The sequence below is a fragment of the Saccharopolyspora spinosa NRRL 18395 genome (assembly GCF_000194155.1).
In the GTDB taxonomy this organism is placed as follows: Bacteria; Actinomycetota; Actinomycetes; order Mycobacteriales; family Pseudonocardiaceae; genus Saccharopolyspora; species Saccharopolyspora spinosa.
Genome location: NZ_GL877879.1, coordinates 1,991,848 through 2,011,538, shown reverse-complemented (window position 1 = coordinate 2,011,538; position 19,691 = coordinate 1,991,848). Strand labels below are relative to the sequence as shown.

The window sequence follows — 19,691 nt, the reverse complement described above, 5'->3', positions numbered from 1 at the left end:
CTGAGCGGGTAGTGCTGCATGTGCGGCCCAGCCGCCGTAAGGGCGAGCATGACCGGTGCGGCCGGTGCGGTCGGAGAAGCCCTGGATACGACGGCGGGAGGCGCCGTGAGTGGCGGAGTGTGGATTGCGGGCTGACGCAGATGTGGCTGGCAGCCGACGCGCCCAGGGTGCGCTGTGCCGAGCACGGGGTGACTGTGGCTCGGGTGCCCTGGGCTCGGCATGGTGCCGGGCACACGCTTGTCTTTGACGCCCAGGTGGCGTGGCTGGCGGTGCGAACCTCGAAGTCAACCGTGCGGGAGTTGCTGCGAATCGCATGGAAAACGGTCGGGTCGGTCATCGACCGGGTCTGGGCCGACATCTCCGCTGAGATCGACCTGCTCGACGGGGTCCGCAAGATCGGGATCGACGAGGTTTCCTATAAGAAGAACCATCGCTATCTGACGATCGTGGTCGACCACGACACCGGTCGGGTCATCTGGGCCGCGCCGGGCCTGGGCGCCGCCACGTTGAGCACGTTCTTCGACGAACTCGGACCCGAACGCACCGCGGCCTTGACCCACGTCAGCGCTGACGCGGCGCACTGGATCGCCTCGACGGTCACACAACGCGCCCCGCAAGCGATCTTGTGCGCCGACCCGTTTCACATCGTGGCCTGGGCCACCGACGCCATCGATACCGTCCGCCGCCAGGAATGGCGTGCCCTCAAAGCACTCGCCGACACCGAACGCGCAGAACAGGACCGTCGTGTCGGCCGCCCCACTGCCGATGATCCGAAGCCGGAAACCCCACGGCAGGACCTGGCCAGGGAGTTCAAAAACGCCCGCTACTCCCTGCTGAAAAATCCCGACAACCTCACCCAGGACCAAAGCCTCACCCTGAAGTGGATCACGGCTTCCAGCCCCCGCCTCCACGAGGCCTACGCGTTCAAAGAGAAACTCCGCATCGTCTTCCAAGCCAGGGGTAAGCAGGGCAAACGCATCCTCGACGCCTGGATCAAAGAGGCCGGGCGCAGCACCCTGGAACCCATCCAGAAGCTCTGCAAGTCCGTGGTCCGCATCCGCGCGTCCATCGAGGCCAGCCTGGAGCACGGGCTGTCTCAGGGCCTGATCGAGTCCACTAACACCAAGATCAGACTCTTCACCCGCATGGCCTTCGGGTTCCACACGCCCCAGGCCCTGATCGCCCTCGTCATGCTCAACCTCGGCGGCCCGACACTCACCCTCCCCGGGCGCACTTAACCCACACATACGTCACAAGAGCCGGATTCCTGGGCAGTTTCTTGGAGTTCGGGACGCTGGTCGGCTACATCCTGGGCGCGGTGATCGTGGCCGTGCTCTCGGCGGCGCTGTCCGAGCACGACCTGCTGTCGTGGGGCTGGCGCATCCCATTCCTCATCGCTGGACCGCTCGGGATCGTGGGCATGTACCTGCGGCTGAAGCTGGAGGAGACGCCGGCGTTCGCCAAGCTCGTCGAGGAGCACGAAGCGCGGGAAGTCGAGTCGGCGAAGACCGAGATCCGCGCGATCTTCATCGAGCACTGGCCTGCCATGCTGATCTGCGGGGCGTTGGTGCTGGTGTTCAACGTGACGAACTACATGCTCACCGCCTACATGCCGACCTACCTCTCGGACGTGCTGCCGCCCCGGATCGGCGACACCGAGTCCTACGTGCTGCAGATCGTGGTCATGGCGGTGATGCTGCTGGTGATCACGTTCATCGGTGGCCTCTCCGACCGACTCGGGCGCAAGCCCGTGATCATGACCGGGTGCACCGCGCTCGTGGTGCTGTCGGTGCCCTCGGTGCTGCTGATCCAGCAGAACACCACGGCGACGGTGTTCGCCGGGCTGATGATCATGGGGTTGATGCTGGTGATCTTCAGCGCCACCATGCCATCGACGCTGCCCGCGCTGTTCCCGACCAGCATCCGGCAGGGCGCGCTGTCGATCTCGTTCAACATCTCGGTGTCGCTGTTCGGCGGCACGGTCGCCACCGTCATGACCGCCTTGATCGCGGCCACCGGCGACCTGATGTGGCCCGCGTACTACCTGATCGGCGCGGGGGTGATCGGCGGGATCGGCATCTGGTTCGCGACGGAGGCGGCCGCCCGCCCGCTGCAGGGCTCGACGCCAGCGGTCGGAACCGAAGCCGAAGCCCGAGCCCTGGCGGGCACCAGCAGCTGACCGGGGTGGGCGCTGTGCCAGGACGGCCATAACGCCCACCGCCGCCCGCGTCGGAGGCTCGCTGCGGCTGAACGCTTTCAGTGCCCGCCGCAGCACTCGTGGGGGTTTTCGAGTTCTACCGGTCGTAGTGCTCCGCCCGCGGCCGGTTCGACGAGCAGAACGAGTCGGCGTTCTTGGAACTGCGGGCGCAGGAAGCCGCGGGTGTCCACGAGCATGTCCGGGGCCAACGTGGTTCCGACTCCGAGGACGTCATCGATGGCCGAACTGGCTGTGAGGTGGGCTACCGGGTGCACACCGGTGAGCGCGTGCTGTCCGGGGAAGCGCACGCACCGCCCTTCCAGTCCTACCCGCGCGGCGAGCGCGGCCCGCTCGGCGACATCCCGGCCAGCTGAACCTGGCGATGCGGCGAGGCGCTCGCCGGAAGGCCCGATAGCGGTGGCGGAGCCGCCCAAGGAATGGGCCAGCGCTTTGAGAGCGTCGGTGCGGACCGGGGAATGAACGCGCGCCGAGGCGGTGATGGCGGCGATCGGGCCGCTGTGGTCGATGTGGGTGCAGACCAGGTCGGCTGCCAGTCCGCTGCCGTCCACAGCGGACAGGACGTGCCCGTCGACGTGAGCGAGGCCGCCGCTACCGGCCTCGGGACCGAGAGCGGCGGCGACCCAGTAGCTGTTGGTCGTGGTCATACGACGTCGACGAAAACCGGGTTGGCGTAGAACCACAGGTCCGACCAGGGATCGGCATCGCCGAGGACGTCCATCACGGGTCCGCCGTCAGCGGTGAGCCGGTTGCCGTCGCTGCCGCGCAGCCGCAGGTAGAACGGGCGGTCCACGCCCTTGAAGACGTGGGTGAACCGCACCTGGCGACGCGCGCTGCTGGCAACCTCGAAGGTCTTGACGACCTTGGTGGCGGGCGCGGCCAGAGCGTCGAGATCGGCGGCGGGCCCGGTGACCGGGCCCGCGATGAGGTCGATCTTGGCCAGCTTCGGAACGACGTCGTGGAAGTTCGGGCCGCCCGCCAGGGTTGCCTCGATGGTCACCTCGACGTCGGTTCCCCGGCGGACGAAGGTGCGGCCTCCGGTCGTCGCGCCGCGCCGATCACCATCGGTCAGCGCGCGCACGCGCAGGTCCAGCCCGTCGATGAGTCGCCCGTGCACCGCGACGACCTTTCCCGCCTGCAGGGCCCGCATGACGTCCACATAGGACCTGGTGTGGGCGCCCACCAGCGTGGCGCTGTAGAAGCCGGGCCAGAAGTCCCCGTACGGCTGGGGTTTCGCGGTGTCGATCGGGGTGCCGCGGCTGCCGGTCGCATTGTGGTCCTGGGTGCCGGGCTCGAAGGTGTCGCCGAAGACCTGGTGGCTGTCGGAGGTGGAGGTGATCCACCACGGCTTGCCTTCGGCCAGCAGGGAGTCCCACAGGCCGCCGACCTTCGCGGTCATCCAGTCGAATCCGCCGTAGGTGCGGTAGGGGTTCTCCGCGGCGGTGGGGTTGTAGCCGGGAAAACTGTCCTGGTCGGGGGCTTTGTCGTAGTAGCCGCGGGCGTCCCCGGCACCGCCCGCCGAGTTCGGGATCCCGGCGGCTTGGTGGCCCGGCGCACCCTCCATGCCGACGGCGACCTGCGGGGCGGTGTTGCGCCAGCCGCGAAGTTCGTGGGGGCTGTCCACACCGCGTCGCGCGGGGTGGTTGGCGAACATCAACGCGATCTCGGTGCGCCCGGAGGACACCTGCCGCTGCAGGAATTCCAGCGCCTCCAGCGCGTAGCGCTCCCCATCGGCGGACGTGGCGCGGGCGATCAGGCCCTTGCCGCCCTTGTCGACGGGCGTGGACAGGATGCCGCCGTCGTAGCCGGCTTCGAAGGCGCGCAGGATGTCGACGGTGTTGCCGCCCGGGGGCAGGAAGACGGTGGCGTGTTCGGCACCGGGGATGTTCCACTCCAGGCCCTGGTAGACGAGGATGTCCCGGTTGGCCTGGCGAGCGCGTTCGATGTCCGGGGTGACCTGGTCGATCGAGAACTTCTGGTGCGCGACGCCGCCGTGGTCGGTGATGACCATCCAGTCCAGCCCGTACTTGCGGGCGTTGGCGACCTGCGTGGCGACCTCGTACTGCGCGTCGGGGGAGTACTGGGTGTGGATGTGGTGGTCACCGGCCAACCACCGCTGCGAGCCGCTCCACGGATTCACCACCGCTGCGGGCGTGCCTGCGGCAGTCGCGGCCGGAGGCCGCGCGCCGAGCGTGAACGCTCCGGCGGCCACTCCGATGCCTGCGAGGAACTGGCGCCGCGCGATCGACAGCGGTCGGTCATCCGCCGGATCGACCCAGCTGCCTTCGACCGGCTCGTGCTCGTGGTGGTGGCTGTGGTCGTGGTGCCCGTGCGACATGACAAATCCCGTCGTTCGTTCAAGGAGGACATAGCGGTCGAAGGCCCCGACACCCGCTCCGACCTGGTCCGGCGGCATTTCGCCGGCTCGTGCGAACTATCGCCAGCCGCGCATGCCACAGCCCCACTCGCAGCCGAAGACCAGGTGAACATCAACCGTCGCCACCGAGACGAAGCGAGCAGCGGAGTGCTGGACGAGGGCGGGCGGACCTTGAGCGGGGCAGCGGGCTTCGCTCTGCGCGGGACGGGGTCGTGCAGGAATCGGGGATCGGCGAAGTCCTTACGGCGTCAGGAACTCCCGCAGGGGGGCCGCCACCCGCACCGCCACACAGAACGAGTTTCGAACGGGATTGGCACTCTCACGCGGTCCCGAGGCCGCGGGCCCGCAAGATACCGCGTTCCAGCGGACGGAAAACCAGCAGTTCGATGCCCACGCCCACCAGCAGGATCAGCGCGATGGCGGCGATGACGGTGGGCATATCGGACAGCAGGCGGCCGTCTTCCAGGTAGGCCCCGAGGCCCTTGCCCAGTTCGGGAGACGTGGCGATGATCTCGGCGGCCATCAGGGAGCGCCAGGAGAACGCCCACCCCTGCTTCAATCCGGCCAGGTAGCCGGGCAGCGCGGCGGGCAGCAGGATGTGCCGGGCCGTCGCGAGTCGGCCCGCGCCAAGCGCCTTGCCGACCCTCGGCAGGATCGGCGGGATCTGGTCGATCCCGGCTACCAGGCCGTTGGCGATCGACGGGACGCAACCCAGCAGCAGCACCGTGTACATCGTCGCGGGGGTGACGCCGAACCAGAGCACAGCGGCCGGAACCCAGGCCACCGACGGCAGGCTCTGCAGACCGGACAACAGCGGGCCGATCGCCGAGCGGACCACCCGGACCTTGGCCACCAGGAGTCCCAACGGGGTCGCGATGGCGATGCCGATGAGGAACCCGATCACGGCGCGGTGCACCGAGGTCCAGACGAAGCTCAGCGCGTTGCCACTGGTGATCTCGTCCCACAGTTCCAGGCCGACCGCCCGCGGCTCCGGCAGCTTGAACTCCGGCCACAGCGCGGATGCCCACAGCGCCTGCCAGGTGGTGAGCGCCAAGGCGAGCGCGACCAGCGGAGGCAGGACGGCGCCCGCGAACCGGCGCCAGCGGTTGCGGGTGTCCGGCTGCGGGGCGGGCGGGGTGTCCAAGGCGTCGAGACCGGCTTCTACCGCGGCATCGAGATCGGTGTCCGGCGTGGTGGTGCGGATGCTGTCAGGCCGAGGCATGGTCGCTGATCACCTCCCGAAGCCGACGGTTGATCGCCTCGACGAGACCCGAACCGTCCGAAGTAGACTGATCGGTGGTCCATTCCTGCACGACCCGTCCCGGCCGGGACGACAGCAGCACCACGCGCTGTCCGAGCCGGACCGCTTCCCGGACGTCGTGGGTCACGAACACCACCGCGGCCCCGGTGGACTCCCACACGCGCAGCAGTTCGGACTGCAACACGTCCCGCGTTATCGCGTCCAGCGCGGAGAACGGCTCATCCATCAGCAGCAGCGACGCGGACGCGTCGTCGTCGGAGGCGCCGAGAGCGGACGCCAGCGCGCGGGCCAGCGCCACCCGCTGGCGCATCCCACCGGAGAGTTCGTGCGGGCGCTTGCCACCCACGTTCCCCAACCGGACCAGGTCCAGCAGCTCGCGACCGCGTTCGCGGCGGGTGGCGCGGTCGACTCCGGCCAGGCGCAGCGGCAGTTCGACGTTGCCCGCCGCGGTCAGCCAGGGCATCAGCGCGGCTTCCTGGAACATCACGGCGGGCCGGGAGCCGCTCAGCTCGATCGTGCCCTGCGACGGCTTGTCCAACCCGGCGATCAGGTTGAGCAGCGTCGTCTTGCCGCACCCCGACGCGCCGAGCAGGCAGACGAACTCGCCCGGCCGGACTGTCAGATCGATGCCGTGCAGCGCCGTGATGCTGCGGCGTGCATCGCCGAAGCTCTTGTGCACCCCGGTCATCCGGACCACGTGGTCGGCGTTGGCGGGGGCGTGCAGGACGGCGGTCATGACTCGGTTGCCTTCCTCGCGACGTGGTCGATCATCCGGACAGTCCGCCGTCGGCGACCTTCGGCTTGCCGGCCGCTTCGAGCACGGCGTTGATCGCAGTGACGTCGACCAGGCCTTTCAGGTCGGGGGCCTGCCGCTCGATCCCCGCGGTCACCTGGTCCTGGGCCAGCTGCGGGAACCGGGAGGCCAGCGGGTCGGCGGTCAGCTCGATCCCGGTGAACGCCCGGTCGATGACCTCGGACGACAGATCCTTGCCGGTCAGCTTCTTGAGCTGCGCGTTGACGGCGGATTTGGCTTCGGCCGGGTTCGCGGCGGCGAGGTCGTTGGCGGCGAGCAAGCCGCGCAGGACGGCCTGCACGGTCTGCGGATGCTGCTTGAGGAACTCGGTGCGCACCAGGACGACCGTGGTCGGGAACTTCCCCTCCGGCCACAGCTGCTTCTCGTCGAGAAGGACCTTGGCGCCCGCGTCGTGCACCAGGCGCGACGCCCACGGCTCGGGCAGCCAAGCACCGGCCAGGCGGCCCTGCCGGAACTGGTCGAGGGTCTGGGAGTTCTCGATGTTCTGTACCTGGACGTCGCCGAGCTGGTTGTCGGCGAGCCACTTCTTCAGCGCGACGTCCTGGGTGTTGCCGAACTGCGGCGCCGCGACGGTCTTGCCCCGGAGGTCCTGCGGGCTGTTGATCTGCGGCGCGACGACGAGCTGGGCGCCGCCGGAGGTGGCCCCGGAGACCAGGCGGACCGTCTCCCCGCCGGACTTGGCGAAGGCGTTGATCGCCGGCCCGGAGCCGATGAAACCGATGTCCAGCGAGCCGCCCAGCAGCGCCGAGACCTCCTCTGGCCCGGCGCTGAACTGCACCGGCGTGAGCTTGGTGGCGCCCAGCTCCTTGCCGAACAGGCCCTTGTCCAGGCCGATCAGCGCCGAAGCGTGGGTGACGTTGGGGAAGTAGCCCAGGCGCACCTCGGCGGCCGGGGCGGTGTTCGCCGGCGGCGCCTCGGCACCGGAGGTGGTGCGGTCGGCGCGCGAGCACCCGGCCACGGCGGCGAACAAGGAGAGTACGGCGGCCGCCACGGCCAGTGCCCGTGGTTTGCGCGGCGCGATGCTCACGTTGCGGTCCCTTCGCACGAAGGCAGCAGAACCGGTGCCGGGGCCTTGCTTCGGCCCACCAGACCCGTTCCGACCTGCTCTTTCGTCATATTGCCGACAAAGTCGATAGGGACAGTACAGTTTGATCCGCCAGTTGAGCACGGAGTCTCACGTGGTAGGACGCGGAGCTGGGCTCAGCCGCGTTCAGCGCACTAATCGCAGGAACCCCGGTCCTTCCGGGCCGGGTGGAATGCGATCGCGAGTGTCGGCAGCGCAGCGTCGCCTCTAGAACGAGTAAGTCTGAATACGATCAGTGATCGTAAGCGGTGAGTGAGACCGGATTTCGAATGACGTTGTGGCCGTCGCCCAACGCACCGAACGCGGCATTGCTCTGGAGCAGCTCCAGGGCATCCGTGAGCTGGTCACGGTTCGACGCGGCCAGCAGGCCCGACAATCGTCCTGGCCGTGATCGACGTCGATGCGGCCAATACCTCGCAGCACTGTCCTCGCTGTCGTGACACCGAGAGGGCCAACCGGACCACTCGGGATGACTTCCTGTGTCGTCGGTGCGGTCTCGCTGGACCAGCCGACGTCGTCGCCGGGGTCAACGTGCGCGACCGCGCACGCCCGGCGTGGGTATTTGTCAAACATGTCCCAACCGCTCGGTCCTTCATGGCCGAGTATTGGACCGGCTCTGCCACACCTCCGGGCTGTGGGTGCGTCCGGCCACGGCGACCGGGAGGTCGTCGTGCACCAGGTCGGCCAGGGTGACCTCCTCCAGCACTTCCCGCAGGCTGCTGCGAACGGCGATCCATACCCGCTGCAGAACGGCCACCGAAGGTTCGTAGCGGACATCCTCCGGCCGCACTCCGTGCACGCTCACCAGCGGCCCGTCCACGGCCCGGATCACGTCCGCCACGGACACCGCTTCCGCCGGGCGGGCCAGCACCCAGCCCCCGGCCTGGCCGCGCCGACTGGCGACGATCCCGCTCCGGCGCAGGTCGGCCAACACCGCCAGCAGGAAGTTGCGCGGGATGTCCTGGGCGACGGCCACATCTTCGGCCCTTGCCACTTTTCCCGGCGACAGGCGCGCGAGCTCGACGAGAGCACGTACCGAGTAATCCACCTTGGCCGAAATGCGCATACCCGCATTCTCCACCACCAGCGCGAACGCCCGCGCCGCCAGCCGGTTGGTGCGAACGCGGGCCGCGGGCTCGTGCTTCAGCACCGGGCCGCGGGTCGTCCTAGCCGCGGGGCTTGCCGAAGATCAGGCGGTAGCCGATCAGCAGGATCAGCGCGCCCAGGATCGCCAGACCCCAGGTGCGCGGGTCGAAGAACGTGCCGAGTTCGACGTGGAAGAGAGTCTTGCCGACCCAGCCACCCACGAAGGCTCCGGCGACGCCGAGCAGGATCGTGACGATGCAGCCGCCGGGATCCCGGCCCGGCATGAGCACCTTCGCGATACCGCCGGCGAGCAGTCCCAGCACGATCCAGCCGATGATGCTCATGGGCATCCTCCCTGCGTTGGCGTTTCGACCTTGGCCTAGCGGGCGCAGCATCCCAGATCCCCGTGTCAGGACACGCCCCCGCTTGCGGAGTCGTGACGTTGATCTCAGCCCGACCTCCGCCCGGGGCCGGCATTGTCCAATGTGGACGAGGTTCCCGGGGTGCGCGTGACCTGCGGGTCCGGCCGAACGTCTCATGCCGCCGTGGTCGATCGGCTACCGTAAGTGTGGATCACTTGGCCGAACAGCGATGGAGAGCACGCCGTGCCGGGCAGACCGTGGGACAACGGTGGACCGCAGAGCGTCGCCGAGCGGCGCTTCGACGACCTGCTCAGGCCGGGCAGGGTGTCGGCCGACGAGGCCGCGCCGCCGGTGGACGGGCACGGCGAGGCGGCGGAACGGGAGATCCGCGGCGAGTACCTCGTCCGTCGGCTGATCGACTCCCTGGAGGACGGCGGCTGGCGGCTGTTCAACCGCCGCGGCGCCCAACCGCTGGTGATCCAGATCGAGGACGCGGTGATCACCGGCCGGGTCGAGCTGCGCAACGCCGAACTGCCCTACCTGCTGGAATTCGTCGGCTGCCGGTTCGAGAACGCCCCAGACCTGCGGCAGGCCCGGCTGGCCGGGCTGGTGATGTGGCAATGCCGGTTCCCCGGCCTCAACGCGCGCAACCTCTGCGTCAGCAACGACACGGTCCTGCGCGGCTGCCGGAGCATCGGCGGAGTCCTGGATCTGGCAGACGCAGATCTTGGCGGCTCGCTGCTGCTCAACGACAGCGAACTGCGCAATCCCGGACACCGCGCGATCTACGGCGACCGGCTGAAGGTGTCCGGTGCGTTGCTGGGCCTCCGCCTGCAGGCCGCGGGGGAGATCCGCATCCCCGGTGCGCAGGTCGGCGGGAACCTGACGCTGTCCGGCGGAGTTCTGCGCAACCGCGGCCGCAATGCGCTCAACGCCACCGGGATCCAGATCGGCGGCTCGCTGCGACTGGACGTCGACCCGGGCACCGACAGGCCGTTCACGGCGGCCGGACGGCTGCTGCTGCCGAGCGCACGCATCTCAGGTGATCTGCGGCTGCGAGACGCGGTGCTCGAACCCGGCGTCCAGCCGCCCCGCCACGGCGACTCGCAGCACGACGACCCGGCCGCGACCCTGATCGCCGACCGCGCCGAGATCCGCGGTGATATCCAGCTCGACCAGAACTTCCGCAGCGGCGGCACGCTTCGGCTCGTCAGCGCCACCGTCGGCGGCAACCTGCGGATGGCAGGGGCCCGGCTCGACCTGAGCTGGTTGCGCTCACCAGCAGCTTCGGTGGAGCATCCGCTGCGCGCGGCGCACCTCGACGGCACGCAGATCCTCGGCAACATCGACGCGCGCAAGATCGTCGTGCGTGGGCAGTTCCGGATGACCGACATCCAGGTCAGCGGCAGCATCCAGCTCAACGACGCGCAGCTGGTGGGGCCGCGCACCGACGTCCTGCGGGCCAGCAGGGCGGTCGTGGGCAGCAACCTCGAATGCCGCGACACCGAGATCGCCGGATCGCTCCAGCTGCAGGGCGTGCGGGTCGGGGCGAACGTCGACCTGCGTTCGGCCCACCTGACCAAGCCCGCTTGGCACCAGCACCGAAACGAGTACAAGCCATCGCTGGACCTGCGAGCCGCCCGGATCGAACGCGACCTGGTGTGCGCGGAGGGCGGCCGGCCGTTCCGCGCCGAGGGCGCGGTGCAACTGCGGTGGGCCGCCGTCGGCCGGCACCTCAACTTCTGGGGCTGCGAGCTCGGCGACGGTGCTTCACCAGCGGCGCTGAACGCATTCGGCGTGGTGACGCAGGAGATGACCCTTTTCCCGCGCACCGCGCCGCAGGGGCGGATCACGCTGCGGCAGGCGCAGTGCGAACTGCTCGCCGACAACGCCGCGCTCTGGGCGGCCACCGGTGGCCTCGACTTCGAGGAGTTCGCCTACGAGAACTTCTCCGAGTCCTACGAGCTCGCCGACCAGGAGCGGGTGCGGCGACGGCTCGGCCTGCTGCGCGCCACCTCGGACGGCGTGTACCAGCCGGGCCCGTACGACCAGCTCGCCAAGGTGTTCCGGGCCAACGGGCTTGAAGAGCACGCGGTCACGACGCTCACCGCTATGCGGCGATCAGCGCCGCCGCCCGTCCGGGCCTGCGATGGCCGGTGCAGCTGTGGAGCCTCCTCCAGCGGATCACGGTCGGCTACGGCTACCGGCCGCTGCGGGCGCTGGCCTGGATGCTCCTGTTCGCAACCGGTGGCACGACGTGGTTCGCCTTCCACCCGCTGACCCCGATCAACGAGCAGGACCACCCGGTCTGGAACCCACTGTTGTACACATTGGACCAGATGCTGCCGGTGGTCACGCTCGGCCACGACGACATGTGGCAGGCGCGCGGCGCTTCGCAGTGGGTCACCGTCGTCCTCATCGCCGTCGGCTGGACGTTGGCCACGACGGTCGCGGCGGGCATCAGCAGAGGCCTGCACCGAGAACGCTGAACGCGGCGGCAACAAGAGGCTGTTTCCGGTTCGCTGTGCGCTGCGGTGCGGGCGGCGGTACTCCGGGTGCTGGCGGTTTCCCGGACTCCGCGTTTCCGTCGTCTGCCCAATCGCCGAGTTCGCCCAGGGCACGGACATCGTCGGCGGTCCGGTGGACCTCGACACGCTCATCGGATACCTGAGCGCGCACCCCGGGTCGCGCCGCCGGCTGCGGACCGCATCGCGGTGATCCCGTAGCCATGTCGTGGGGGCGCGTCGCAGGCCCAGCGCTGCAGCGTCAAAGTCCAGTTAGTACTCCCTGGCGTTCGCTCGGAAATGCCCGAAGTATCCGGATATTTGGCCGGATCGTGATCTCGCCGATCGGTTGACCGGTGACCGGCGGGGGATAATGGTTATGATCATGGACTGGGCCGCTGGGGGTGCGTTCGTCGTGGGAACTGGATTGGATGCGTCGCGCGGGAACCTCCTCGACGGGACGCCGTGCTGGATCGAACTCGTCACCACCAACGTCGACAAGGCCTGCGAGTTCTACGCCGGGTTGTTCGGCTGGGAGTACGAGACCCACCACGACCCGCGCGCCGGCTTGCACGTGATCGCCGCCCACGAGGGCTTTCCGGTGGCCAGCATCCGGGATTCCGCCGACGGACGGTCCCAGTGGCGGCTGTTCCTCGCCGCTGCGGACAGCGCGAGAACGGCCGCCGAAGCCGGCAAGCTCGGTGCACAGATCATCGTGCCCCGCAGCCGCGTGCCAGAGCTGGGCGTGAAACTGGTGCTGACCAGCCCCGCCGGTGACGAATTCGGGCTGCTGGAACCGGATCCGTCCTGGCAGTTCGACGTCGGCCTGCCGGGCACCCTGGTCTGGGCCGAACTGGTGACCATCAAGGCCCAGACCGCAGACCACTTCTACGCCGAACTCTTCGGCTACACCGCCGAGCAGTTCGGCACCGAACACCGCACCGGATACGAGGTGTGGTACCTCGACGAGGATTCCGTGCTCGCCCGGGTCAGCATGATCCGAGAGCACATGAGCGCCGAAGCCCGACCGCACTGGCTGCTCTATCTCGGCGTGGACGAAGAGGTGGGCACCGACGAACTGGTGCACCGGGTGGTCGCCCTGGACGGCCGGATCCGGGTCGATCCCTACGACTCCAGCCTCGGCCGCGTCGCCGTCCTGCGGGATCCGACCGGGGCGCGCTTCGCGATCGTCGATCCCAGCCAGGCCAGCGAGTACGGCACGGCGGGCAACGACGACCCCTACGACGACTGAGGCCGGGCTCGCTCCGGTGGGCCGGGCGCTCGTCCGCCCACCGGGTGCGCAGGTCAGCGGCGGAGTCGCTTGCGCCCGGTGACCTTGTTGTAGATGACCAGGACGATGACGGCGCCGATTACGGAGCCGATCCACCCGGCGGGCTGGAATCCGCGGAAACCGACGGTGAGCAGGCCGAACAGGAAACCGCCAACGACCGATCCCGCGACGCCGATCACGATCGTCATCAGGAGGCCGATGTCGTCCTTGCCCGGCACGACCGCTCGGGCGATGAAGCCCGCGATGAGCCCGAAAACGAGCCAGCCGATGACCGTCCAAAGCATTGCATTCACCCCATAATCCGGGTTGGTCCCTGCGGGATCACGCTACCGGACGAAGTGGCCGCGACGCACCAGCCGCAGCCAGCGGCGTTAGCTGCGCAACACCGGTCGCCTGTTCCGCAATCGGCCCGCAGGAGGGTGACGAGGCCCGCGGCGCCGAGATGAGCTGGAAGGCGATCGAGTTGCTCGACCGGGCCACAGCAGAGCGGGGATGGCTCCTTCCAGCAGGCGGAAGGGCACACGAGATCGGGGTCACGCATATCGTGAGCACCGTTCGGTCAGCAGACACACTCCGCCTCGTTCGTCCGGATGGTCGGCCGCCAGCGGAAGGTAGGGGAGTGCGTAGCCCGGCAGGAAGCCCACGTTCATGAGGTAGTGGTACGGGTTGAAGTCGGCCAGCACCGGGTGGCTATCCGGGCTGTCCTTCTCCAGCAGCGCGGTCCTGAACAGGTCGCGCCAGGGCTTGAAGGCCAGGTCGAACCGGATGCCGGCGTCCAGGACCGCGTCCTCGATCCACTGGTCGTGCCACCAGTCGGTGTTCAGCAGTTCTTCCAGCAGGCCGTCGAACACCTGGCGGGCGGCCGCGACGGCGCGCCCCAGCGCCTCGGGGGTGTGGAGGGCCGCCGCGATGTGGTCGCGCAGCGGGAGTTCCGGATCGGGGCGGCGGGCATCGCCGATGTCGATGACCTCCGGCATGGTGCGACCCAGTTCGAGCCTAGATTCCGCCAGCCAGATGGCTTGTAGGTGGGAGCGCATCAGGGCTTCGCCGCCGAGTTCGTGGCGCGGCGGTGCGACCGCGGGAGCGGATCTGCGGGAAGACGTTTCGCTGGTAGGCGTGCTGGTTTCGCCGATCACGTTGCGGGGGTCCACGGCAGTTCCGAAGAGGGCGGACGCGACGCGGGCAACGATTTCCCGCCGGTCTTCGCCGGTGCCTTCGACGGACATGGCGGCGGAGGTACCGATGCACTGCATCCGCTCGGCTCGGCAGGCCTCGCGGATCCGGCGGATGAGCAGGGCGACATCCGAGCCTCGGCGGCCGCGGTAGGTGTGCAGGTCGTCGAGGACGAGGAACTCCAGGCCCTCGGCCAGTTCCATCGGCGAACCCCGGTCGCCTGGCCGGGTCAGCATCAGCTCCAGCATCACGGGGTCGGTGAGCAGGATGTCCGGCGGGTTGGCGTGGATCTCCTCGCGGCGTTCGTCGCCGTCCCGACCCGTGCAGTGGGTGAAGGTGACCGGTTCGCGACCGGCGTTGTAGCCGTCCAGGAGGTACTTGTCGAGTTCCCCGAGCTCGCTGGCCGGGGCGTTCACCGGGTGAACGATGATCGCGCGAATCCGCTTGCGTGCGTCGGGTTCTGCTGTCGCGCGATCCTTGAGAACTTTGTCCACGATCGGCACGAGGTAGGACAGCGACTCGCTTGCGCCGGGATCGGTGGTGAGGACGTAGGACTCGCCGGACTGCGCGATGTCGATCGCCTCGCGCTGGTGCTGGTGGAGGGGGAGCGGTCGCCCGTCGCACACATTGCCGCCGGCAGTCTTGTCCACCTGGAAGATGCGCGAGCACTCCCGGTGCAGCACGCCGGTCCCGGCCAGGTCCAGCACGGTGTCGCCCGGCACGGACAACTCCGCATCCAGGTCGGCTTCTACGAACGCGGCGGGCGAGTCCACATCGGACGCCTGCACTTCACGTTCTGGTCCTACCGGTTTCGCCGCGTGCGTCTCGGCGAGCCACGAAACCGGGTTCAGGTGCTCCCACCCGGGAACCGGGTCGTCTGCCACGGCGAACGGCAGCAGCGCCTCCCGGACCGCGACCGCGTCGACCGGCCGGTCCACCGGTCTCTTCGCGAGCAGGCTCTCGACCAGCCGCGCCATGCCGTCCGGCAGGTCGGGACGCAGCGGTCGCAACGGTGGCAGCGTTTCATGGCGGTGCTTGTGGCCGAGCTCGAACGGTGTCCCACCGCGGAACGGCGGGACACCGGTGAGGAGTTCGAACAACACGCAACCGAGCGAGTACAGGTCGGCCGCCTGGAAAACGGCCGACGAGCCGAACTGCTCGGGCGCCAGGTATCGGGCCGCGTCGACCGTCATCCCGGTGCCCCTGCCACTCTCGACGATCCGGCCCATGCCGAAGTCCAGGACCTTGACCACGCCGCCCCGCAGCACCATCACGTTGGACGGCTTGAGGTCGCGGTGCACGACACCGGCGGAATGCGCTGCGGACAGGCCGTTGGCGATCTGCGCGCCCAACGCCGCCACCCAGGGAATCGGCAGTCGCGTGCGGCCGAGACGATCGAGGGTGTGCCCGTCGAGGAATTCCACGGCCAGGTAAGTCACATCGGAGTCCGCGCTGCCGGCGATCGTGCGAGCGAGGTTGGGGTGGTTGAGCCGGCGCATGATGCGCATCTCGCGGTCGAAGTGCTCGGCCGTTTCGGCTCCGGCGTTCGGCAGGATGAGCTTCAGAACGACCAATCGGTCCGAAGAGGACTCCTGGGCGTGCAGGTCCTCGGCGCGGTGGACCTCGCTCGTGCTTCCCTCGCCGATGGGGCTCAGCAGCCGGAACCGACCGGCCGCGACTTCTCGGTTCGCTGGCACTCTCGTCCTCCCCGCGCTTGACGTTGATCCGCACGCGGTGTCCTGTCCGCACCCGGAGTCATCCAGGAGCGGAGATGTCAGTTCGTGGTGGCGAACTGGTTTGCGCGGCGCGGCCGAGCAACCCGCCTGTGTTAGATGATTACCACAAAAGTAAGATTTGTGTGAAAATCTGACACGTTTGGAGGCTGCCCGCCCGGGAGAAGTCGATCTCGGCCGAGGCTTCGCGGGTTCCCCGAACACGCAGGTGAATCCCTCATAGGATCGAGCGCGTGCCGACTGGTTCCTGGGGTGAGGGGGCATTGACGACGTGCCTGGACAGGTGCAAGGCGTCTCGCGCATCGTGGCTCTGGTGCGGCGGCACTCCGGCGGCCGCAGCGTCCGGGAGATCGAGCGCGCCAACGGCCTGCGGGAGGGCTCGCTCGCCCACTGGCTCAAGCCGTCCCAGCGCGGCGCTTGGCCGAACCTGGCGGTGATCGAACGCTTCGCCGCCGCGCTCGACGTGTCGGTGACCGACGTCAGCCGGGCCTTCGCGGCGGAACGGGGCATCGACCTGAACCACAACCTCAACCAGGAAGAACTAGATCTCCTCGCGAACTACCGCGCGCTGTCCGAGCCGGTGAAGTCCCTCATGTTCGACTGCATCGCGATGGCCGCCGAGCGGGCCACGCGCAATGAGAGCGCGGATCCCGGGGATTGAATGGGGCATGGCGATCCCTGCGGCAATCGGGTGAGGAAATGCGCCGATCCGTGATAACGGGCGGAAAGGCCTGATCCAGTCGCTAGGTTGCTGACCGGAGCAGCGTGAGCGCGGGAAGTCGCACGCCATCGCGCCACCAGGGTGGAGGAGGCGATCAGTGACGGAGTATCCGCTGATGCGCGTGGTCAAGGACATGGACCACGTGTGGGAGTTGGCATCCAACCCCGACGGGTCGCGGACCCTCCTCGTCAGGGAAGGCACCCGCGCCACGGCCCACGCCGAGTCCATGATCAACGACCTCGCGCGCCAACGGCAGGAGGCACTGCGGGAGTCGGAGCGCCGTTCGTGCCAGTGACGACCGGCGCGTCGAATCGCAAGTCCTGGCCGGGTTTTCCGGCCAGTGCGCGCTCACCCAGCGGAGTGCGCCGGGCTATCGCCTCGGCCGTCATGGTCACGGCGCTGAAGCCCATCGGCGCTGGTTGGTCACCAGCTGCCGAGGAATTGCGGCGATTCCGGGACCGTCGACCCGGCACAATGATCCGTCTGCCAGCTGGTCGGCCACCGCGAGCCGGGGCAGCACCGAGCCGCACGTCGAGTTCGGCTTCCAACGCCTCGATGGGGTTGGTCACGGTGGACTGCACGACGCGCAGTTCCGCCGCGGTCACGCACCGGCCAGGATGAAAACGGTCAACGGTATTGATTTCTGAAATGGTGCTGATCGGTAACTATCGTTGGACACGCTAGCGCGTCGCGGGCAGTGTTCGGGTATGACCGATGTCCAGCGCTATGCCGCTTTCACCACCGACCCCAGCGGCGGGAACCCCGCTGGCGTCGTGCTCGACGCCGAGGAGCTCGACGAACCCACCATGCAGCGGATCGCCGCCGACGTCGGCTACTCCGAGACCGCGTTCCTCAGCCCGATCGATCCGGCCGCGCGCCGCTACGGGCTTCGCTTCTTCAGCCCGCTGGCCGAAGTCGCCTTCTGCGGTCACGCCACGATCGCCACCGCCGTCGCGCTCGCCGAACGCGACGGGGTCGGCGACCTGGTCTTCGAAACCCCAGCGGGCACCATCGAGGTGCGGACCGACAAGCAGGACAACATCGTCGCCAGCCTCACCAGCGTGCCCACCAGGTCGCGGCCGGCGACCGACGCGGAACTCGACCGCACCCTGGACGCCCTGGGCTGGTCTTGCGGCGACCTCGATCCCGCCTGGCCGCCGCACGTCGCGTTCGGCGGCAACGCCCACCTCGTGCTGGCCACGCGGTCCCGCGAACGACTGGCCTGCCTCGACTACGACTTCGACAGGCTCGCCGACGTGATGCGGGAGCACGGCTGGACCACGGTGCACATCTTCTGGCAGCAGGACGCCGAGATCGTGCACGCCCGCAACCCGTTCCCGATCGGAGGCGTCGTCGAGGACCCGGCGACCGGCGCGGCCGCGGCCGCGTTCGGCGGCTACCTCCGGACCCTGGGGAAGATGTCGAGCCCCAGCCGGATCACCATTGTGCAAGGGCAGGACATGGGGCGGCGCAGCGAACTCGTCGTCAGCATCGACCCCGATGATCCCCAGGTGACCGTCACCGGCGCGGCCGTGCCGATTTCCGGTTCGGGCGATCTGGACTCCCGTCCTGGATAGTTTGCCGGTGACGTCAGAAGTGGAGGTGTGCGTTGTCGGGTTACCTGATCGACCGGTCCGGGCGGCGGTACGACCTGTTGGAGCCGCGCTGGCGCGGGGACGACGGATCGCCGCTGATGGTCAGCGCCCTTTCCGGGATCACCCCGGAGCAGATCGAGACCGCGGAACGCTCGTTGTGGCGGTACGGCGCGGCCATCCCGGTCGATCCGGGCGCGCGGGTGAGCCTCGGCGAGGGATGCACGCCGCTGGTGCCGCTCGACTGGAGCGGTCGGCGCGTCCACTTCAAACTCGAATGGTTCAACCCCACGTCGAGCTTCAAGGATCGCGGCTCCGCGGTGATGGTCTCGCATCTCGCCAGCCTGGGTGTGATGCAGCTGCTGGAGGACAGCTCCGGCAACGGCGGCGCATCGGTGGCCGCGTTCTGCGCGGCTGCGGGGATCGACGCCAAGATCCTCGCCCCGGCAGCGACCTCCGCGGCCAAGATCCGGCAGGTGCGGGCCTACGGCGCGGAGGTCGAGCTGGTGCCGGGCACCAGGGACGACGTCGCGGCGGAAGCCATCCGGCAGTCGGCGCGGATCACCTACGCCAGCCACAACTGGCACCCGTTCTTCTTGCAGGGCACGAAAACCATCGGATACGAGATGTGGGAGGCGCTCGGTTTCCGCGCGCCCGACAACGTGGTGGTAGTGGCGGGCGCCGGCAGCAACGTCCTCGGCTGCGACATCGCTTTCACCGAACTGCTCGAAGCCGGGCAGATCGAAACCCGCCCGCGGCTGCTGGTCGCGCAGCCCGAGGACTGGGCGACAATCGCGCACGGGGTCAACGGGACGAGCGGCCCGGCTACGGTCGAGCGCAAGCCCACCATCGCCGAGGGTGCCTCTATCGCTGTGCCCGTTCGCTTACCCGAGAACGTCGAGGCGATCCGCCGCTCGAACGGCACGGCCATCACGATCGACGACGACTCGATCCGCGCCGCCGTCCGAGCATTGGCGGCGCGAGGCTTGTACGCCGAGCCGACAAGTGCGGTCGCTGCGGCGGCGCTGGACCGGTTCATCGCCGACGGCACCATCGGCGAGGACGACACGACCGTCGTGATCCTAACCGGCTCGGGCCTCAAGGCCGCCGAACAAATCGCGGCCATCTACGACTGAACTCGCCGGAACCAGGGTGCGTGCCCGGATAGGTCCCGTGAGCGTTTTCGTTGTTGTAGAAGCAGTTTGGATGTCAAGGTGTGAAGCGAACGGACCGTTTGTGCCGTCTGTGGGGGTGGATGGTCCGTTCGCTTCACACTGCTCGGCGAGGCGGGACCAGGCCGTCCCGGTTGGCACTGCTTCCGGAACTTCCAGGCAGCGCGAGTTCCCAAACAGCAAACAGCCTCTAACAGCCCCAAAACGCTCACGGCAGACCCGCGGAGACGGAACTGTCGCACGAACCCGTGAGCCTTTTGGATAGCTATGGCTATAGCAACCCAAACGCCTCACGGGTGTTCGGCG

The 19,691-nt window shown here is 68.7% G+C and carries 19 protein-coding genes and 1 pseudogene; 10 read left to right on the top strand and 10 right to left on the bottom strand.

The window, feature by feature from the left end; genetic code table 11:
• Positions 1 to 1,238 (top strand): ISL3 family transposase (locus tag SSPN_RS46250; protein ID WP_044575041.1); only part of this gene is annotated, 1,238 nt, incomplete at its 5' end.
• Between the two features lie 11 nt (positions 1,239 to 1,249).
• Positions 1,250 to 2,179: pseudogene (locus SSPN_RS46245) on the top strand (MFS transporter); the annotation flags it as partial.
• A 77-nt stretch (positions 2,180 to 2,256) separates the two neighbouring features.
• On the opposite strand, the gene SSPN_RS49370 reads toward SSPN_RS46245, so the two are convergent.
• From SSPN_RS49370 to SSPN_RS58725, 6 genes are all read right to left on the bottom strand, one after another.
• On the bottom strand, positions 2,257 to 2,862 hold the full coding sequence (locus SSPN_RS49370; protein WP_049887674.1) for a hypothetical protein: 606 nt from the start codon (positions 2,860 to 2,862) through the stop codon (positions 2,257 to 2,259).
• The gene (locus SSPN_RS0128445) at positions 2,859 to 4,553 is read right to left on the bottom strand and encodes a PHP domain-containing protein (RefSeq protein WP_029535796.1); all 1,695 of its coding nucleotides are present in this window, start codon (positions 4,551 to 4,553) and stop codon (positions 2,859 to 2,861) included. The genes SSPN_RS49370 and SSPN_RS0128445 overlap by 4 nt, the downstream gene beginning before the upstream one ends.
• 358 nt (positions 4,554 to 4,911) lie before the next feature.
• Entirely contained in the window at positions 4,912 to 5,814 is a 903-nt protein-coding gene (locus SSPN_RS0128440) for an ABC transporter permease (protein WP_010311724.1), read from the bottom strand.
• Complete coding sequence (locus tag SSPN_RS0128435; protein ID WP_010311722.1) at positions 5,801 to 6,589, bottom strand: ABC transporter ATP-binding protein; 789 nt, start codon at positions 6,587 to 6,589, stop codon at positions 5,801 to 5,803. The genes SSPN_RS0128440 and SSPN_RS0128435 overlap by 14 nt, the downstream gene beginning before the upstream one ends.
• Positions 6,590 to 6,620: 31 nt before the next feature.
• Positions 6,621 to 7,694 (bottom strand): ABC transporter substrate-binding protein, encoded by a 1,074-nt coding sequence (locus tag SSPN_RS0128430; protein WP_010311720.1) that lies wholly within the window; start codon positions 7,692 to 7,694, stop codon positions 6,621 to 6,623.
• Positions 7,695 to 7,983: 289 nt separating this feature from the next.
• Complete coding sequence (locus SSPN_RS58725; RefSeq protein ID WP_010311718.1) at positions 7,984 to 8,127, bottom strand: hypothetical protein; 144 nt, start codon at positions 8,125 to 8,127, stop codon at positions 7,984 to 7,986.
• Between the two features lie 11 nt (positions 8,128 to 8,138).
• Between SSPN_RS58725 and SSPN_RS63010 the strand changes: the two genes are divergently transcribed.
• Positions 8,139 to 8,444, top strand: coding sequence for a zinc ribbon domain-containing protein (locus SSPN_RS63010; RefSeq protein WP_202798820.1), 306 nt, complete (start codon positions 8,139 to 8,141; stop codon positions 8,442 to 8,444).
• On the opposite strand, the gene SSPN_RS0128420 is transcribed toward SSPN_RS63010, so the two are convergent.
• On the bottom strand, positions 8,344 to 8,901 hold the full coding sequence (locus SSPN_RS0128420; protein ID WP_010311716.1) for an RrF2 family transcriptional regulator: 558 nt from the start codon (positions 8,899 to 8,901) through the stop codon (positions 8,344 to 8,346). The genes SSPN_RS63010 and SSPN_RS0128420 overlap by 101 nt on opposite strands.
• A 16-nt stretch (positions 8,902 to 8,917) precedes the next feature.
• Positions 8,918 to 9,181, bottom strand: coding sequence for a GlsB/YeaQ/YmgE family stress response membrane protein (locus SSPN_RS0128415; RefSeq protein ID WP_010311714.1), 264 nt, complete (start codon positions 9,179 to 9,181; stop codon positions 8,918 to 8,920).
• Between the two features lie 261 nt (positions 9,182 to 9,442).
• Between SSPN_RS0128415 and SSPN_RS0128410 the strand changes: the two genes are divergently transcribed.
• The 3 genes from SSPN_RS0128410 (at position 9,443) to SSPN_RS0128400 (ending at position 12,955) form a co-directional block, all read left to right on the top strand.
• Complete coding sequence (locus SSPN_RS0128410; protein WP_237710762.1) at positions 9,443 to 11,479, top strand: bactofilin family protein; 2,037 nt, start codon at positions 9,443 to 9,445, stop codon at positions 11,477 to 11,479.
• Complete coding sequence (locus SSPN_RS60475; protein ID WP_010311708.1) at positions 11,428 to 11,688, top strand: hypothetical protein; 261 nt, start codon at positions 11,428 to 11,430, stop codon at positions 11,686 to 11,688. Before SSPN_RS0128410 ends, SSPN_RS60475 begins: the two co-directional genes overlap by 52 nt.
• Positions 11,689 to 12,088: 400 nt before the next feature.
• Positions 12,089 to 12,955, top strand: a complete 867-nt coding sequence (locus SSPN_RS0128400) for a VOC family protein (RefSeq protein WP_158309674.1) — start codon at positions 12,089 to 12,091, stop codon at positions 12,953 to 12,955.
• Positions 12,956 to 13,008: 53 nt separating this feature from the next.
• On the opposite strand, the gene SSPN_RS0128395 is transcribed toward SSPN_RS0128400, so the two are convergent.
• Together SSPN_RS0128395 and SSPN_RS46235 are read right to left on the bottom strand one after the other, a co-directional pair.
• Positions 13,009 to 13,278: a GlsB/YeaQ/YmgE family stress response membrane protein gene (locus tag SSPN_RS0128395; protein WP_010311704.1), complete on the bottom strand. Its 270-nt coding sequence runs from the start codon at positions 13,276 to 13,278 to the stop codon at positions 13,009 to 13,011.
• A gap of 249 nt (positions 13,279 to 13,527) precedes the next feature.
• Positions 13,528 to 15,864 carry a protein kinase domain-containing protein gene (locus SSPN_RS46235; RefSeq protein WP_010311701.1) on the bottom strand — a complete coding sequence of 779 codons (2,337 nt, stop codon included), beginning with the start codon at positions 15,862 to 15,864 and terminating at the stop codon, positions 13,528 to 13,530.
• A gap of 307 nt (positions 15,865 to 16,171) precedes the next feature.
• Between SSPN_RS46235 and SSPN_RS0128385 the strand changes: the two genes are divergently transcribed.
• From SSPN_RS0128385 to SSPN_RS0128370, 4 genes are all read left to right on the top strand, one after another.
• Positions 16,172 to 16,561, top strand: a complete 390-nt coding sequence (locus tag SSPN_RS0128385; protein WP_143539657.1) for a hypothetical protein — start codon at positions 16,172 to 16,174, stop codon at positions 16,559 to 16,561.
• A 157-nt stretch (positions 16,562 to 16,718) separates the two neighbouring features.
• Positions 16,719 to 16,916 (top strand): hypothetical protein, encoded by a 198-nt coding sequence (locus SSPN_RS0128380; protein ID WP_010311697.1) that lies wholly within the window; start codon positions 16,719 to 16,721, stop codon positions 16,914 to 16,916.
• Positions 16,917 to 17,328: 412 nt separating this feature from the next.
• Positions 17,329 to 18,198, top strand: a complete 870-nt coding sequence (locus SSPN_RS0128375; RefSeq protein WP_010311694.1) for a PhzF family phenazine biosynthesis isomerase — start codon at positions 17,329 to 17,331, stop codon at positions 18,196 to 18,198.
• Positions 18,199 to 18,230: 32 nt separating this feature from the next.
• Entirely contained in the window at positions 18,231 to 19,349 is a 1,119-nt protein-coding gene (locus SSPN_RS0128370; protein WP_010311692.1) for a threonine synthase, read from the top strand.
• The last annotated feature ends 342 nt before the right edge of the window (positions 19,350 to 19,691 follow it).